This window comes from Pseudohoeflea suaedae (assembly GCF_004354915.1).
Taxonomy (GTDB): domain Bacteria; phylum Pseudomonadota; class Alphaproteobacteria; order Rhizobiales; family Rhizobiaceae; genus Pseudohoeflea; species Pseudohoeflea suaedae.
The window spans coordinates 208,563-224,603 of sequence record NZ_SMSI01000003.1; the positions used below are offsets into that span (position 1 = coordinate 208,563).

Consider the following 16,041-nt stretch of genomic DNA (forward strand, 5'->3'; position numbering starts at 1 on the left):
GACCATGACTGAACTCAACGGAAAAACCGCTTTCGTCACCGGCGCGAGCCGAGGGATCGGGGCCGCGATTGCGGTCGGTCTCGCCGAGCATGGCGCCGATATCGTCATCTGCGATCTGGCGCGGGAAGCCGATGCCCTTGCCAGGGTGAAGGCGGATGTCGAAGCCGCAGGCCGCAAATGCTGGAGCTACGACCTCGATGTCACCGACAAGGCGGCGATCGAGAAAGTGGTGGCGGACGCGACCGAAAAGTCCGGCGGCATCGACGTTCTCGTCAACAATGCCGGCATCCTGAAGCCTGCCACTCTGGAAAATCTGTCGGAAGCCGACTGGGACGCGCATTTCGACGTCAACGCCAAGGGCGTGCTTCTGGTGACCAATGCGGTGCTTCCGCAGATGCGGTCGCGCAAGGCCGGCCGCATCATCAACATCGCCTCCATCGCCGGCCGTCAGGGCGTGCCGACGCAGGGGCACTACGCGGCCACGAAGGCGACCGCGATCACCCTCACACGCGTCTATTCGCAGGAAGTGGGCATGGACGGGATCACCGTCAACGCGATCTGCCCCGGCATCATTCTCACCGAGATGGGCAAGAACAATCTCGGCTCTCAGGAAGCGATGGATCACTGGACCAACGTCACCGCGCTCAAGCGCCTTGGTGATCCGAAGGATGTCGTCGGCCCGGCTGTGTTCTTCGCGTCCGACCTCTCAAGTTTCGTGACAGGCCAGGCGCTCAACGTCTGCGGGGGCATCTACTTCCACTAGGACATAGGCGATATCCCGGGAGGAGACACTCGTGGAGAAGAACGTCGCAATCATCGGCGGTGGGCCGGCGGGGCTCATCGCCGCGCGATATCTTATTGGCCAGGGCTTCGAGCCGAAGCTGTTCGAGGCCCATGACAGGATCGGCGGGCAGTGGGAATACACCAATCCGTCCTCGGGTGTCTGGCCGCTGATGCGCACCAACACCGCTCGCATGGTCACGCGGTTTTCCGATCTCGACTACCCGGAGGGTACCAGGACTTTTCCACGCAACCAGCAGGTGGCAGCCTATCTGCGTGACTTTGCGGCAAAGTTCGGCATTTCCGACCGCGTGGAACTCGGCACGCGGGTGACCGGTCTGAAACGGGATGGCGACGGCTATGTGCTGACCTTGGAGCATGACGGCGAAAGCCGGAGCGAACGTTTCGACCGGGTCGTCGTCGCGAGCGGGGCCTACAACAAGCCTGCCATTCCGCCCATTTCCGGTCTTGACGGATTTGCCGGCGAATTGGGGGCTATCCACGCCTTCGACTACAAGGATCCGGAGCTTTATCGCGGCAAGCGCGTGCTCGTTGCCGGCGGCAACATCTCCTCCCTCGAGATCGCCCAGGATCTCGCCATGCTCGGCGCGCAGTCCGTTGCCACCACCATGCGTCGCCAGCGCTACGTGATGCCGAAACTAATTGCCGGCACGCCCGTCGAGAGCTTCGGCTTTACGCGTGCGGGCGCGCTCTGGCAGGAGACGGCCAGCTCCGACGAATGGGCGAAATCGACGAAGGACTTCGTGCTGCAATATGGCGGCAACCCGGCCTGGTTCGGCGCGCCCGAGCCGGATGACGACGTGCGCATCGCAGGCACCACCGGCAGCCAGAACTTCCTCAACCTCGTCGCAGAGGACCGGATCACCTGTTATCCGTGGCCGCAGCGGATCGAGGGCCGCAAGGTCATCTTCGCCGACGGCCGTGAAGCCGAGTTCGACGGCATCATCTTCGGCACGGGCTATCATCTGAACCTGCCGTTCCTGTCGGACGAGCTGGCCGGGACGCTCGAATTGTCGGCGAAATCGATCACGCTTGCCGATCACACCTTTCATCCCGAGCTTCCGGGTCTGGCCTTCATGGGGCTGTGGGGGCAGATCGGCCCCTATCTGCCGCCGCTGGAACTTCAGGCCCGTTACCTCGCCTACAGTTGGGGCGGGGCCATTCCCGCGCGCAGCGAGGCCGACCTCCATGAGGCGCTCGAAGCCTGCCGGCAGTCAGCGGGCAACGACATCTATCAGCACATCCAGACCATCCGGTTCGCCCGGCTGGCGGGCTGCGATCCGGAGGGCCGGGTCAATGACGAGCTGGCGGGAATACTCGCCGAAAATGCCGTTACTGCGGTGAGTTTCCGGCTCGTCGGCCCTGACCGGCTGCCGGATGCGGAAGCGCAGGTACGCGCGGATGCCAAACGCTTTGGCCGCAAGCCCCTCGACACGAATTGAAAATGGTCCGCGCAGCGGGCCGCGACGGCGAACAACAGGGAGCCAGACCATGAAACATATCGACAAGTTCTATATCGGCGGCAAATGGGTCGCGCCACAGGGCGGTGACGTCCATGAGCTGATCAATCCGGCGGACGAGAGCGTGATCGCTTCCATCCCGATGGCGAACGAGGCAGATGTCAACGCTGCCGTCGGCGCTGCCAAGGCAGCGTTCGGCGAATGGCAGATGACGAGCAAGGAAGAACGGCTGAAGCTCCTGCGGCGCCTTCTCGAGCTCTACAACGAACGCTATGACGACATTGCCGAACTGATGACGCGCGAGATGGGCACCACGCTCGATTTCTCCAAGGCCGCTCAGGCCTGGGTCGGCCAGGCGCATCTGGAAGCCGCTATCGACGCGCTGGAGCGGATCGAGCTGGAAGAGGTGCGCGGCAACACGCTCCTGTCGCTGGAGCCCATCGGCGTCTGCGCGCTCATCACGCCGTGGAATTGGCCGATGAACCAGCTGGTGGTCAAGGCCGCGCCCGCGCTGGCAGCCGGCTGCACGATGGTCGCCAAGCCGTCGGAATTCTCGCCGCTCTCATCGCTTCTCTTCGCCGAGCTGATCGACGAGGCAGGCTTCCCGGCCGGCGTCTACAACCACATCACCGGTCATGGTCCGAGCGCGGGCGAACAGCTGTCGCGTCATCCGGATGTCGACATGGTCTCGATCACCGGCTCGACGCGGGCGGGGATCGCGGTGGCGCGCTCCGCTGCCGAGACGGTCAAGCGGGTCGCCCAGGAACTCGGCGGCAAGTCGGCCAACATCATCCTGCGCGACGCAGACCTTGAAAAGGCGGTCAAGGACGGTGTCGACGCCTGCTACGTCAATTGCGGCCAGGCTTGCCGCGCGCCGGCGCGCATGCTGGTCCCGGCCGAGAAGATGGAAGAGGCCAAGCGTTACGCCAGGGAGGCCGCAGACGCCCATTCGGTCGGCGATCCGATGAGCCAGGTGAAGCTCGGTCCGGTGGTCAACAAGCTGCAGTTCGACCGTATTCAGGGGCTCATCCAGTCGGGCATCGACGAGGGTGCCACGCTGGTCACCGGCGGAACAGGCCTGCCGGACGGACTGGACAAGGGCTACTACGTCAAGCCGACCGTGTTCGGCGATGTCACACCGGGCATGACCATCGAACGCGAGGAGATCTTCGGGCCTGTCATCGCGCTCATTCCCTATGAGACTGAAGAGGATGCCGTGCGGATCGCCAATGACACGATCTACGGTCTCTCGGGCTATATCCAGACCAACGACAAGGACAAGGCGCGCAAGATCGCCCGTCAGCTTCGCGTCGGCTCGATCTGGATCAACGATGCGGCGTGGGATCCACGCGCGCCCTTCGGCGGCTACAAGCAGTCGGGCAACGGTCGCGAGCACGGCGAATGGGGCCTGCACGACTATCTGGAGATCAAGTCCACGGCCGGCTGGGCCTGACACCACGCACGAGGTGACGAAGGCGGGCGCGGATATCGCGCCCGCTCCAATTCATCAGCGGCGGGCGAGCGTGCCCGGATATCCTATTTGGTCAGGGATTCGAGCGGTGTATCCTCGGGGCCGTACCAGGCAAACGCCGTCTCGCCCTCGTTGTTGGTGAACTCGCCCAGCAGGCGATCCTCGTCGACCCACTCGAATTTCCAGCTCCGGAGCTCGTCGGAATAGGCGAATTTCGACTGCAGCGAGCCGGTATAGGCCATGTCGAAACAATTGACGTTCCGGCAACTCTGGACGTTGCAGTAGGTGAGCTTCCCGGCGACGTCGTCGAAGACGAGCTTGGTATAGATCGGCACCCCGGCAAAACCGTCCCAGGTGCCGACAAAACGGCGATCCGTCTTGCGATCGCCGGCCGTCGCGTAAGCCGCGGACAAGGTGGTCACGACAACCGTGGCCAGCGCGAATGTCGCGATATTTCTGAATGTCAAATCCGTCACGAGTTCCTCCTCACGATCAGGCTGACAAGATTACTGGTAATAACCAGATAGTCAAACGCTATCACCGGCCGGATATGCCGGTCGAGCGTCCAGATCGATGTTCGAACGACACGCTCGACCTGGTCCGCGGGTCCATACATCGGGTCGTGTCTGAAAATGAAATGCATGATTTGACATCCGACCGGCTTCTATGACTACATGAGTGTACAAGTAGTCATTTTGTGAGCGCGAGGACATCATGCATCTCTCCATGTGGACCTATCCATGGGACGTTCAGGACCAGGGGCTCGAGCAGACCTTCAAGGATTTGTCCGGACGTGCGGGTCTGAACACGATCAGCCTTGCGACATCCTATCATGCGGGACGCTTCCTCCAGCCGCGCAGTCCATCGCAAAAAGCCTATTTCCCACAGGACGGTACGGTCTATTACCGCCCCGAGGATGAATTGTGGGAGGGAAAGGAAATCCGCCCGCTGCTGGCAGAGAATCTCACCGATCGCGGCGACATGCTCAAGGCGCTTGTGGAGGCGCGTGACGCGGGGCACGGCATGAAGGTCTCATGCTGGACGGTATGCCTGCACAACACGCGTCTGGGCCTTCTGCATCCCGAGCACGTGACGCGCAACGCATTCGGCAACCCGAATTACTACAACCTCTGCCCGTCGAGCCGGGCCGCGCGCGATTATGTGGTGACGCTCGTGCGCGATGTGACGACGCATTACAAGCCGGACATGCTGGAGCTCGAAAGTCCCAATTTCATGGGGTTCGCGCATGAGTTCCATCACGAGAAGGACGGTGTCGGCCTCAATGACGAGGATGATTTCCTGCTCTCCCTGTGCTTTTGCGGCCATTGCATGGAGCGCGGGAAGAATGCCGGCATTGCGATGGAGGAGGCGCGTGAAACGGTCGGCAGGTTCATCGCCGAGATGTGCGAGCGCGAAGTGCCCGAAAGGCAGTTTCCCCGGTTTCCCGAGGCCGGCAACGACGCATTCAACGCCTATCCCGCGCTGCGTGCCTTCCTCGAGTGGCGCACCGAACCCGTAACCAGCCTGATTGCAGAAATCCGGGAACATGCGGATGCAGCCACCAGGATCGTGCTCATCGATCTCGCCGATGGATGGAAGGGCGGCGTCGACCTCGAGGCCGTCGGCAAGGTCTGCGACGGCGCAATCCTGTGCTGCTATTTCATGGAGCCCGATGCCGTTTCGGCATTGATGCGCCAGGGACGCCAGGCACTGGGGCCCGATAAATATCTCGGCGCCGGCTACCGGGTGTTCTACCCGGAAGTCACCTCGGCGGAAGACCTTGCCGCCCGGTCCGCGGCGGCTATCGCAGCGGGGGCCGACGGCATAAATTTCTATAATTACGGTCTCATTCCGGAAAAGCGGCTCGACTGGGTTCGCCAGGCGGTTGAAGGGCTTAAGGCCTGACGCGCAATGCCTGGATGCGTTTTCGATGAAGACAACGTCAGATTCCAACTTGACTACTTGAGTGTACAAGATAACATTTCGACATAGCGTGGATAGCATTCGAAAGGGGAACACAGTGAAATTCAGAAAAATGCTTCTCGTCGCTTCTGCCCTTGCAGGCATGGCAGTGCCCGCCATCGCCCAGGAGAAGTTCGACATCGGCTACGACATCTATTTCAGCGGTAATTCGTGGTCGGTCCAGCTGGCCAAGGAATTCGAGGCCGAGGCTGAAAAGCACAAGGACACGGTGGAGGTTGCCTACACCGAATCCGAGCTGAAGGCCGACAAGCAGGTCTCCAACATCGAAGACATGATCACCAAGGGCGTTGACGCGATCATCCTCACCCCGATCTCGCCGACCGCCGTGATCCCGGTTCTCAAGAAGGCCGAGGCCAAGGGCATCAAGGTCGTCCTGCTGGCTTCCAGCATCAAGAGCGACGACTATGACGCGCTCGTCACCGTTGACGACGTCGACTTCGGCAAGGCCGGCGCGGAGTGGCTTGCCGAGAAGCTCGGCGGCAAGGGCAAGATTATCGCTCTCAACGGCATTTCCGGCATCTCGGCAAGCGATGACCGCTGGACCGGCGCCAAGGAGATCTTCGATGCCCATCCCGACATCGAGGTGATCAGCGTTGTCGATGCGGGCTGGGATTACGCCAAGGCCAAGGTGGCTGTTTCCAACCTTCTTGCGGCAAATCCGGAAATCGACGGTGTGTGGTCGCAGGGCGGCAGCATGACGCTCGGCGCGATCGACGCCTTCGAGGCCGCGCAGCGGCCGCTGGTGCCGATGACCGGCGAAGACAATAACGGCTATCTCAAGCGCTGGGCGGCTCTCGAGGCTGACGGATTTACGTCGGTCGCCCCTTCCAAGCCGACCTGGCTCGGTTCGGAGGCGCTTCTGGTCGCCATCGATCTGCTCGAAGGCAAGACCGTCGAGAAGAACAAGATCTACGACGTGCCCATGATCACCGCCGACAATCTCGGCGAATTCAAGCGCGACGATCTTTCGGATTCGTTCTGGGCCAATACGCGTCTCAGCGACGAACAGGTCCGGGCAACCTTCCAGGATTGACCGGTCCGACCTGCGAGAGAGAAACAGTGGCTAGTCTGAAACCCGCAAATCATTCCCCCACCCTGATAGCGGTGTCCGGCCTTTCCAAATCCTTCGGGCGAAATATTGTCCTGCAGGACGTTTCTTTCTCGCTTGGTCGGGGGGAGGTGCTCGCGCTCGTCGGTGAAAACGGCGCCGGCAAATCCACCCTGATGAACATTCTCTCCGGCAACCTCTCCCATGATGCCGGAGACATCCGCCTCAAAGACGCCACCTACAAGCCATCGAGCCCTGCCGATGCCGCCAGGAACGGTGTCGCGATCGCTCACCAGGAAACGGCCGTCATGCCGGATCTCACGGTGGCCGAGAACGTCTTCTTTGGTCGCGAGCCGCGCAATGCGCTCGGAATGATCCGGCAGAGGCAGCTTCACTCCGATTTCACGCAGCTGGCGGCTTCTCTCGGCTTCGACCTCGACGGTCGCAAGCTCGGGCGTCACCTGAGCGCCGCGGAACGGCAGCTCGTCGAGATCGCCGGCGCCATTTCCGCCAAACCGGACATCCTGATCCTCGACGAGCCGACGGCTTCGCTGTCCTCCGAGGCCGCCCACAGCGTCATCAGGCTCATGGAGCAGCTGAAGGCGCAAGGGACCTCGATCATCTTCATCTCCCACCGCATGGGCGAGATCATGGAGGCGGCCGACCGCGTGGTGGTGCTGAAGGATGGAGCGCTCACCCTCGCGGCCGCGCGCGGCGAATTTTCCGAGGACGACCTCATCCATGCGATGGTCGGGCGAAAGCTTGAGAACATCTTTCCGGCACGGCCTGCGCGGGAGAATGCGCCGGTGCGCTTTTCGGTGCGCGGCGGTACCAACGAGAACCTGCCGGAGATCGGCTTTGCGGTTCGTCGCGGCGAGGTTCTCGGCATCGCCGGTCTCGAGGGGCAGGGGCAGAAGCCGCTCGCCGATGCGCTGTGCGGCATGGCGCCGTTCCGCTCCGGGACGATCGAACTGGACGGCGAGGCGCTGAAGCTCAAGTCGCCCGCAGCCGCCATCGCGGCCGGCATTGCCAGTATTCCCGACGATCGCAAGCATGACGGCCTGGCGCTGTCCCTGCCGATCCGTCTCAATATGAGCCTGTTCGCCATCACCGAGCGTGCGAAAGGCGGCTTTCTGCCGCTCGCCTATGAGCGCGATTTCGTCGAGGGCGCGCGCGAGCGTTTCTCGATCCGCTCGACCGACATGGAACAGCCGGTGGGCGAATTGTCCGGCGGCAACCAGCAGAAAGTGGTCTTTGCCCGCTGGCTCGCCCATGAGCCGAAGCTTCTTGTGCTTTACGAACCCACAAAGGGCGTCGATGTCCAGTCGAAGAGCGAGATCTATCACCTGGTCGACGAGCTGTCGCAGAAGGGCGTCTCGGTAATCCTGATCTCGTCGGACCTGATGGAACTCATCGGGCTCTCGGACCGGATCCTGGCGCTTTACGAAGGGCGCATCACCGGCGAGATCGCCCGTTCCGAATTCTCCGAGGAAAAAATCATGCGCTATGCCGCGGGCCTTCCCGGTAAGCGGCAGGCCGAAGGAATGGAGGCCGCCCATGTTTGAGGGATCGCTTCGTTCAAACCTGCTGACCAGCCTGCCGGCGCTCGCGCTTTCCGCGCTTCTGATCATTCTGACGGCCTACATGTCGCCGAATTTCCTGAGCGATTCCAACCTTACGAACCTGTCTTCGCGGCTGTTGCCCATCGGGCTCGTCGCGCTGGGCGAGGCCATGGTGCTCTTTGCCGGCCGCATCGACCTGTCGGTCGGCGCGATCATGAGCCTTGCGACGGCGATCATGGCGCTGACCTCCGCCTCGCTCGGCTGGCTTGCCATTCCGCTGGCTCTCGGTGCCGGCCTGGTTTGCGGTGTGGTCACGGCGTGCGGCGTGAACTTCCTGCGCATCAATCCGCTGGTGATGTCGCTGGCAACCGCGGCGATCGTCAAGGGCGTGACCATGCTCCTCCTGCCGTCACCGGGCGGTGAAGTGGATTATGCCTTCTACGACATGCTCTTCGGCGCCGAGCGTCTGTTGTCGGCGCCGCTCATCATGTCGCTGATCGCCTTCATCGTGATCGCGGTCGTGATGAACTGGACCCGGCTCGGCCGCTCGATCTACGCCTTTGGTTCCGATCCGCGGGCGGCGTTCGCAAACGGGATTTCGTCATTGAAGATCGATCTCGTGGTGTTCGGCATGTCGGGCATGCTGGCCGCCGCCGCAGGCATCGTGCTGTCGATCCGCATTCTCTCGGGCGATCCGCTGATCGGCGAATCCTACACGCTCGATGCCGTTTCAGCCGCCATTCTCGGCGGGGTCGCGCTGCAGGGCGGGCGCGGCAATGCCATCGGCGTGTTCTTCGCGGCGCTGGCATTGGTGCTGATCAACAACACCTTCAACCTGCTCGATATCGATACAAGTTTTCAGAACATCGCCAAGGGGCTGATCTTCATTCTCGCGCTCGTGTTGTTCATGCGCGGCAAGGCGGAGGAGCACTGAGATGGCGCTGCCTGCAATTCTCACCAATGCCAAGCCGGCCGCCGCGACCTGGCGTGCGCTGGGACTGCTCGCGATCCTGCTGATCGTCCTGTTCGTCTTCTCCGGCCGCGTGTCGATGGTCCAGGTGATGGACAATGCCCGCCAGGCAGCTCCGCTCGGACTGATAGCGCTTGGCCAGGCACTCATCCTGTTGATGGGGCGGCTCGATCTCTCGGTAGGCGCGACCGCCGGCCTCGCCAATGTGGTTCTCGCGGCGAGCTTTGCCGGCAATATGGACAACATGGCAACCGCGCTCGCGATCACCGTCTTCTTCGGTCTTCTTGTCGGTCTTGCGAACGGCATTCTCGTCGTGGTGCTGCGCATTCCGGCGTTTCTCGCCACGCTCGCGACGTCTCTCGTGATTGCCGGCGCGATCCTCGTCTATACCGGCGGCAGCCCCGGCGGCTCGATCCCGGCAGGTTTCCGCGTGATCACCGAGGGCTGGCTGTTCGGCATCCTGCCGTGGTCCGTGGTGATCTGGACAGCCTGCAGCCTGATCCTGCTCGTCTTCGTGCACTATTCGCTGAAGGGGCGGAAGATGCTGCTGTCGGGCGCCAATGCGCGGGCGGCACAGCGCAACGGAATTGCCGCCGACCGCATGGTGATCTTCTCCTTCGTGCTGGCAAGCTTCATGGCGACGCTCGGCGGCATTCTCCTGTCCTCGATCACCGGCATGGCCTCGATCGGGATCGCCGACACCTACACGGTGGATTCGATCGCCGCCGCCGTCATCGGCGGAGCCCTCTTCTCGGGCGGCGTCTTCCTGCCGGCGGGCGTTGCCGCGGGCAGCCTCATCCTCTTCTTCCTTCAGAGCCTGCTTTACGTGCTGTCGCTGCCGCCGGCTGCGCGCTTCGTTCTGCAGGGCTCGATCATCGTCATCGCGCTCGCGCTTTCAAACTTCAAAAAGGACCGCTGACCATGGAATTCATTCGGACGCTCAACGGCGACATCGCACCCGAAGAGGTCGGCGTTACCTACTCGCACGATCACCTCTTCTGCATTCCTCCCCTGTGGAAGGAGAAGAAGATCGACGATTTCATGATCGACGATCTCGAAGCCTCGATCGCGGACGTGGAGCTCTTCGTCGCCGAGGGCGGGCAGGCCGTCTATGATGCGACGGCCATCGACTACGGCCGCAAGCCGACCGAACTCAAGGCGATCTCGGATCGCACCGGCGTGAAGATCATCGCCACGGCAGGGTTCAACAAGGCAATCATGTGGCCGGGGCAGATGGAGGGAACCGGCGGGACCTTCCAGCAATGGATCGATGCCCATTCGCGCCAGGAAATCCGCGACCATGTGGTGCATGAACTCACCGTCGGCATGGACAATACGGATCTGAAGGGTGGCGTCGCCAAGTTCGGGACCGGCTACAACACCATCTCGGAAGCCGAGGACAAGGTCACCCGCGCGGTTCTCGACGCCCACAAGGAAACCGGCTGCCCGATCCACTCGCATACCGAACTCGGTACGCTGATGCTCGAACAGCTCGCCATCCTCAAGGAAGAGGGTGTCGACTGCTCGCGCCTGACCATGGCTCATGTCGACCGCAATCCCGACCAGTGGCTTCACCGGAAGGTAGCCGAGACCGGGGTTTTCATGTGCTTCGACGGCATCAGCCGCATCAAGTACCACCCGGAGAGCATCCTGATCGACTGCATCCTCAATCTCGTGCGCCACGGCCATGAGGACCAGATCGTCGTCGGTGGCGATATCGCGCGCCGCACGATGTTCCGCAATTACGGCGAGGGCGGTCTCGGCCTCGGCTACATCCTCGGCAGCTGGGTGCCGCGCTTCATGGAGCAGGCCGGCGAGGCCGGTTTCGACGGCAAGGCGCTGTTCGACAAGTTCTTCGTGAAGAACCCGCAGCGCGCCTTCGTCTTCAAGCAGTGAGCATCATTCCCTTGGCAAACGACAAGACCGACATATCCCGCCTCAACGACAGCGACATGGAAGCGGCGCTGGCCCGGCAGCCGGTGCTTCTCCTTCCGATCGGCGCGGTGGAAAGCCATGGCGACCATCTGCCGGCCGGTACCGACAACACACTGGCGGCCCGCCTCGTCGAGGAACTGGTGAAGGCCATCGGCGACGATACGCCGGTGCTGCGCCTTCCGGTGCTTCCCTTCGGCCAGGTCTGGTCGCTGGCAGAAGCGCCCGGTTCCTTCGGCGTGAGCAATGCGACCGTGACGAATGCGATCGTGGAAATCGCGCAGAGTGCGGCCCAGAAGGGCATTCGTACCGTCGTTGTGGTCAATGCGCATCTCGGTAATGCGAACGCCATTCGCGACGCCCAGCGCATATTGCGCGAAGAGGGCATCACGCTCGCCAATTTCTTCTATCCCGGCGCCGATGCCGTTATCGACGAGGTGCGGGAAAAGCGTCAGGCCCATGGTTCCTACATGCATGCCTGCGAGATCGAGACGTCCTACATGCTTCATCTCGCGCCTGATGCCGTGGAAATGGACAAGGCAATCGCGAACTATCCGGAATTTCCGGAAGACTTCGCGACGGTCGCCTATCGCTGGACGGATTTCTCGCAAAGCCCGGTGCTGGGCGATGCGCGTGCCGCGACCGCGGAGAAGGGCGAAAAAATACTGAGCGCCGTGCTGGCCAATATGGCAAAGCAGGTAGCCCTCCTTTATGATAGGCAATCCAGCAGCAATTCCTGAGTGGCGGGGCAGACCGGCTTATTGAGGGTTGCGAACGCATTCAAATCGCAATGTTTTCAGGAGTTCCTTGTGCAGGCAGAGGCACCCGCGGCGAAGGATCATCGCCCGGTCTATATCCAGATTGCCGAAACTCTCAGGGCCCGCATCGTGTCGGGACTTTACGAGGACAAGATCGACGGCGAACTCAAGCTTGCCTCCCAGTGGAAGGTCAGCCGCCGGACGATCCAGCAGGCGCTGGATATCCTTGTGCGCGAAGGGCTGCTGATCCGTCAGCACGGCATGGGGACCTTCATCAACCGCCGCGGGGTCGAGAAACGCTATCACGCGATCGCGTCGATCACCGAAAGCCTTGTCGGTCAGGGGCTCAAGCCGGACTATACCGTACTGGAAAGCGGCGAGGTGCCGGCCGGCGAGGTCGAACAGCGCTTCTTCGACATTTCTGCAGGCAGCAAGGTCTACGCCCACAAGCGCCTGGCGGCTTCCGCAGGCAGGCCGCTCGCGGTTGTCTCCACCAACCTCAATCTCGATCTCCTCGAGGGGCTGGAACTCTCCGCCCTTTCAGGCTCGCTCTACAAGGTGTTGCGGGAGAAATTCGGCCGCACGGTCGTCGTCGCCGAAGACAAGTACATGCCGATGGCCGCCGATGACGAGATCGCTTCGCTCCTGAACCTCGAAAGAGGCGCGCCGGTCTTTCTCGCCGTGCGTGAGGGCAGGGATCAGACGGGGGCGCCTCTGGAGGTTTCGCGCATCATCATGCTGCCGGTGCCGCTCGACATCTCGATCCGCAATGTCGGCTTTCCCTCGCCGGAGCCCGACAACCGCAGCGCTGCGGCCAAGGAGTGGACCTACACGGTCGGCTTCGGTGATTTCCGCTCCAAGGATCGCTAGGCTTCAGTCCCGGCCAGTTGCCGATCAGTCCGCGACGGCCCTGAGGCCACCGAGGGCTGCCTCGCTGCCTGCCTTGAACCGGGCAAAGCCTGCATCATAGGCATCCCTGGTGCCCGGTGAAGGCACGTAGCTGTGCTTGAGTTCGAAGGTCTTGTCGCAAGCCTCGTCAAGCGAGGCGAAGTCGCCGACGGCGACCGCTGCGCAGAGCGCCGCGCCCTTGGCGCCGAACTGCGTGCCTTCCGGCACCTCCACCGGGGCGCCGGTGACATCGGCAATCATTTGCGACCAGAACGGGCTGCGTGCGCCGCCACCGACGAGGCGGATGGACGATTTCACGCCGCCGACGGCCTCGAAACAGTCGCGGATTGCGTAAGCCAGTCCCTCGTAGATCGAGCGCACCATGTCGGCACGCGTGTGGTGCGGTGCCAGTCCGTTGAAGCTCGCCCGCGCTTTCGGCTCGATCCGCGGCGCAATGACCCCGGACGCCGAAAGATAGGGAACGAAGCTCACGCCGTTGGCACCCGGCGAGCTTGTCTCCGCCAAGGCGCCGAGCCGCTCATAGGGCGCTGCGGCTGACGCGATGTCGGGGCAAAGTGCTTCCAGGCACCAGTCCAGTACGGTGGTTCCGGCAACATTGACCATCGATTTCATCCAGCGCCGGCCCGGCACGATAAACAGAAGTCCGAGGTCGCGGGGTTCATACATCGCGCGATCGAAAAGCACGCCGTTGAGGCAGGTCGTGCCGAGCACGCTCACCGCCTGCCCGGGTTTGTGCGCGCCGGCGCCCAGCACGCAGGCGCTTGTGTCACCGGTGCCGATGGCGACCGGCGTGCCCGGCTTGAGCCCCGTTGCCTCCGCCGCGTCGTCGGTCACGGCGCCGGCCAGTGTTTCGCCGCGGGCGACGGGAGAGAGAAGGTGGACATACTCCCCGATGCCGAGATGCTTGGCCTGGTCGGGATGGAAGTCACGCGTCACCGCCGAGCCCGGCGCCATGGCGGCTTCGGACTCGTCGGTGGCGATCGCGCCGGTCAGCCGGTAGCGGATAAAATCCTTGGCTGTGAGGATGTGGCGGGCCTGCGCGAGGACATGTGGTTCGTGGCGGGCAAGCCAGGCGATGACGGGCAGGGTGCAGCCGAGCTGCATCACCGAGCCGGAATGCGCGAAGACGGACGAGATCAGGTCCGGATTTTCGGCAAGAAGCTCGTCGACGAGGTCTTGCGCGCGCGCGTCGTTCCAGAGGATCGGCGGGCGCAGCAGCTTGTCGTTCTCATCGAGCGGCCAGGCGCCGACCATGACGCCGGTCACGCCGATCGCCTTGATCCGGGCCGGATCGAGCGCGGCTTCCTCGAGAAGCTGACGGATGACCCGGATCGTGGTGTGCCAGGTCGCCTCGCCGTCGAGTTCGGACCATCCGAGCGGGGCTTCGAGCAGCGACATGCGCTCGCTTGCTTCCGCCTTCTGGCGGCCGTCTGTGTCGAAGAGTGCCGCCTTGATGACGGAGGTGCCGATGTCGATTCCGAGATACATGGGCGCCAATATGGCTTGTCTATATAGGTAGTCAAGTGGCTGCGGACAGTGCTGCCGCCTACGTCCCCTCGGGGGCGTAGCTGAAACGGGTGAAGTCCGCTGTGCGCGCCAGGCCCGTCGTGTCGAAGGCGAGCATGCCGACGAAGGCGCCGGTGAACGAACCATGTTCGCCGCGGCCTCCTTCATCCGAGATGACGGCGGCGTTGAGCGGCGGGCCGAGCGGCTGCCAGTCGTTTCCGCTCTGACGGTAGAAGAAACGCTGTTCGGCGCCTTTCACCTCGACGGCAAGGTCCACGGGGCCGCCTTCGATGGCGATCACCTCGCCGGGAAATTCCAGCCGGCCATCGGGCCAGTCGCCGGGACAGGAGAGGATGCGCAGGCATCGGCCCAGATCCTCGCGCCATGACACGCAGGCAAAGTGGAACTTGTGGCGGTTATAATAGGTCGTCAGTCCCGCGGCCTGCTGATAGGTGTCCGGATCGAAATCCGTGACCGTGGTTTCGGCCCGATAGGACAGATGCTCCTGTCGGCGGGCGACGAGCGATTGTTCGTACCAGCTTCCCACGCTTTCACGGCCGACAAGGCGAAGCGACCTGCCCGTCAGCGAGAAGAGCCGCTCCGGATAGGGGGTGCGCAGCCACTGGAACTCCCGGGGCAGCTCCGAGCCGGTGAAGTCGCGGTCCACCCGCTGCGGCGGGCGTGGGCTCGCATTGACCGGCGAGGGCACGTCGAGCGAGGGGAGCGGCGCATTCTCGGCGAGATAGAGCCAGCCGTCATCGCGCCATTCGCATTTCTGGATCGCGCTTTCGCGGCCAAGCGGCGAGTAATGGCCCGGCAGCGGGCGCGAGCAGAGATGGGTGTGATAGACCTCGCCCTCCGGCGTCTCGACGATCTGGCCATGGCCGGCGCGCTGGAGCGGATTGTCCGGCGCGTCCTTCGCGGTAATCAGATGTGTGTCCGGATGCATCTCGTAAGGTCCGGTGATCGTGCGCGACCGGGCCATGGTGACCGCGTGGTCGTAGCCGGTGCCGCCCTCGGCCACGGTCATATAGTACCAGCCGTCGCGTTTATAGAGATGCGGGCCTTCCGTCAGTCCGTGCGGGCTGCCGGCGAAGATCTTTTGCGGCTTGCCGATGAGGCCGGTCTCCTCGGACCATTCCTGCAGGAGGATGCCGTCGAAGGCCGGGTGCTTTGGCGCGCCGCCGACGGAGTCCGAAATGTGGTTCCATTGCAGGACGAGATACCATTTGCGTCCGTCGTCATCGTGAAAGAGCGACGGGTCGAAACCGTGCGAACTCACATGAACCGGATCGCTCCACGGCCCGTCGATCGAAGGGGCGGTCACGATGTAGTTGTGGGCGTCCTTGAAGTTGCCGTCGAGCCGTTTGACGTCGGTATAGACCAGCCAGAACTTTCCGTCGGCATGGCTGAGGCATGGCGCCCAGATGCCGCCCGAATCCGGGTTCCCGCGCATGTCGAGCTGACTTGCCCGGTCGAGTGGCCGGCAAGCGAGATCCCAGTTCACCAGATCGCGCGAGCGGTGGATCTGCACGCCGGGATACCATTCGAAGGTGGAGGTGGCGATGAAATAGTCGTCGCCTGCACGGCAGATGGAGGGATCGGGATTGAAGCCCGGGAGGATCGGGTTCCGGATCATTT

The 16,041-nt window shown here is 62.9% G+C and carries 14 protein-coding genes; 11 read left to right on the forward strand and 3 right to left on the reverse strand.

Annotated features, from left to right (window positions below; genetic code table 11):
- Positions 1 to 4 precede the first annotated feature (4 nt).
- Genes E2A64_RS14685 through E2A64_RS14695 form a run of 3 tightly spaced genes read left to right on the forward strand, consistent with a single transcriptional unit; the run spans position 5 to position 3,714 of the window.
- A complete protein-coding gene (locus E2A64_RS14685; protein ID WP_133285251.1) occupies positions 5 to 763 on the forward strand; it encodes an SDR family NAD(P)-dependent oxidoreductase in 759 nt (252 codons plus the stop codon).
- Between the two features lie 31 nt (positions 764 to 794).
- Positions 795 to 2,243, forward strand: a complete 1,449-nt coding sequence (locus E2A64_RS14690; RefSeq protein WP_133285252.1) for a flavin-containing monooxygenase — start codon at positions 795 to 797, stop codon at positions 2,241 to 2,243.
- A gap of 49 nt (positions 2,244 to 2,292) precedes the next feature.
- Complete coding sequence (locus E2A64_RS14695) at positions 2,293 to 3,714, forward strand: aldehyde dehydrogenase family protein (protein ID WP_133285253.1); 1,422 nt, start codon at positions 2,293 to 2,295, stop codon at positions 3,712 to 3,714.
- A gap of 83 nt (positions 3,715 to 3,797) precedes the next feature.
- Here E2A64_RS14695 and E2A64_RS14700 read toward each other — a convergent pair whose 3' ends face one another.
- Complete coding sequence (locus tag E2A64_RS14700) at positions 3,798 to 4,208, reverse strand: hypothetical protein (RefSeq protein WP_133285254.1); 411 nt, start codon at positions 4,206 to 4,208, stop codon at positions 3,798 to 3,800.
- Between the two features lie 238 nt (positions 4,209 to 4,446).
- Between E2A64_RS14700 and E2A64_RS14705 the strand changes: the two genes are divergently transcribed.
- The 8 genes from E2A64_RS14705 to E2A64_RS14740 all read left to right on the forward strand — a co-directional run bounded on the left by E2A64_RS14705 (position 4,447) and on the right by E2A64_RS14740 (position 12,855).
- Entirely contained in the window at positions 4,447 to 5,637 is a 1,191-nt protein-coding gene (locus E2A64_RS14705; RefSeq protein ID WP_133285255.1) for a glycoside hydrolase family protein, read from the forward strand.
- Positions 5,638 to 5,752: 115 nt separating this feature from the next.
- Positions 5,753 to 6,748 (forward strand): ABC transporter substrate-binding protein, encoded by a 996-nt coding sequence (locus E2A64_RS14710; RefSeq protein WP_133285256.1) that lies wholly within the window; start codon positions 5,753 to 5,755, stop codon positions 6,746 to 6,748.
- Positions 6,749 to 6,774: 26 nt separating this feature from the next.
- Entirely contained in the window at positions 6,775 to 8,328 is a 1,554-nt protein-coding gene (locus tag E2A64_RS14715; protein WP_133285257.1) for a sugar ABC transporter ATP-binding protein, read from the forward strand.
- Positions 8,321 to 9,259, forward strand: a complete 939-nt coding sequence (locus tag E2A64_RS14720; protein WP_158285770.1) for an ABC transporter permease — start codon at positions 8,321 to 8,323, stop codon at positions 9,257 to 9,259. The genes E2A64_RS14715 and E2A64_RS14720 overlap by 8 nt, the downstream gene beginning before the upstream one ends.
- 1 nt (position 9,260) lies before the next feature.
- Entirely contained in the window at positions 9,261 to 10,214 is a 954-nt protein-coding gene (locus E2A64_RS14725) for an ABC transporter permease (protein WP_133285259.1), read from the forward strand.
- Positions 10,215 to 10,216: 2 nt separating this feature from the next.
- Entirely contained in the window at positions 10,217 to 11,191 is a 975-nt protein-coding gene (locus E2A64_RS14730; protein WP_133285260.1) for a phosphotriesterase family protein, read from the forward strand.
- A gap of 11 nt (positions 11,192 to 11,202) precedes the next feature.
- A complete protein-coding gene (locus E2A64_RS14735) occupies positions 11,203 to 11,967 on the forward strand; it encodes a creatininase family protein (protein WP_133285261.1) in 765 nt (254 codons plus the stop codon).
- 69 nt (positions 11,968 to 12,036) lie between these two features.
- Positions 12,037 to 12,855 carry a GntR family transcriptional regulator gene (locus E2A64_RS14740; protein ID WP_158285771.1) on the forward strand — a complete coding sequence of 273 codons (819 nt, stop codon included), beginning with the start codon at positions 12,037 to 12,039 and terminating at the stop codon, positions 12,853 to 12,855.
- Positions 12,856 to 12,879: 24 nt separating this feature from the next.
- On the opposite strand, the gene E2A64_RS14745 is transcribed toward E2A64_RS14740, so the two are convergent.
- Positions 12,880 to 14,382 carry an FGGY-family carbohydrate kinase gene (locus tag E2A64_RS14745; RefSeq protein WP_158285772.1) on the reverse strand — a complete coding sequence of 501 codons (1,503 nt, stop codon included), beginning with the start codon at positions 14,380 to 14,382 and terminating at the stop codon, positions 12,880 to 12,882.
- Between the two features lie 58 nt (positions 14,383 to 14,440).
- Positions 14,441 to 16,039: a glycoside hydrolase family 43 protein gene (locus E2A64_RS14750; protein ID WP_133285264.1), complete on the reverse strand. Its 1,599-nt coding sequence runs from the start codon at positions 16,037 to 16,039 to the stop codon at positions 14,441 to 14,443.
- Positions 16,040 to 16,041 lie beyond the last annotated feature (2 nt).

Excerpts from the sequence above, each read along its gene's own strand:
- E2A64_RS14745 (WP_158285772.1), bottom strand. The coding sequence starts at position 14,382 with ATGTATCTCGGAATCGACATCGGCACCTCCGTCATCAAGGCGGCACTC.
- E2A64_RS14725 (WP_133285259.1), top strand. The coding sequence starts at position 9,261 with ATGGCGCTGCCTGCAATTCTCACCAATGCCAAGCCGGCCGCCGCGACC.
- E2A64_RS14720 (WP_158285770.1), top strand. The coding sequence starts at position 8,321 with ATGTTTGAGGGATCGCTTCGTTCAAACCTGCTGACCAGCCTGCCGGCG.
- E2A64_RS14750 (WP_133285264.1), bottom strand. The coding sequence starts at position 16,039 with ATGATCCGGAACCCGATCCTCCCGGGCTTCAATCCCGATCCCTCCATC.
- E2A64_RS14730 (WP_133285260.1), top strand. The coding sequence starts at position 10,217 with ATGGAATTCATTCGGACGCTCAACGGCGACATCGCACCCGAAGAGGTC.
- E2A64_RS14685 (WP_133285251.1), top strand. The coding sequence starts at position 5 with ATGACTGAACTCAACGGAAAAACCGCTTTCGTCACCGGCGCGAGCCGA.
- E2A64_RS14695 (WP_133285253.1), top strand. The coding sequence starts at position 2,293 with ATGAAACATATCGACAAGTTCTATATCGGCGGCAAATGGGTCGCGCCA.
- E2A64_RS14705 (WP_133285255.1), top strand. The coding sequence starts at position 4,447 with ATGCATCTCTCCATGTGGACCTATCCATGGGACGTTCAGGACCAGGGG.